At 70.5% G+C, this 261-nt stretch carries 1 protein-coding gene; it reads left to right on the top strand.

Going from position 1 to position 261, the window contains the following annotated elements; genetic code table 11:
* A partial coding sequence (locus QSV46_RS40130) for a hypothetical protein (protein WP_314964178.1) occupies positions 1-261 on the top strand: 261 nt, incomplete at both ends.

Genomic DNA, 261 nt, shown 5'->3' with positions numbered 1-261 from the left:
GCCTGGTGCAGAGCCCGTTCTACGACGACCCCATCGACAACCCGGAGAACGCCCAGACGCGGCGCAACCAGGTGCTGCAGCGGATGTTCGACCTCGGGCACATCACCGAGGCCGAGCTGACCGAGATCGCGCCCACCCCGGTGGCGGTCGCGCCCGGGATCGCCCCGGCCAACGGCTGCGTCGACGCCACGGTCGGCGGGTTCTTCTGCGCCTACGCCGTCGACTACCTGATCCAGAAGCTGGGGCTCACCGACGCGCAGC

It is taken from the genome of Bradyrhizobium cosmicum (genome assembly GCF_032290525.1).
GTDB classification, from domain to species: Bacteria; Pseudomonadota; Alphaproteobacteria; order Rhizobiales; family Xanthobacteraceae; genus Bradyrhizobium; species Bradyrhizobium cosmicum_A.
This window is presented reverse-complemented; position numbering and strand designations above follow the sequence as displayed.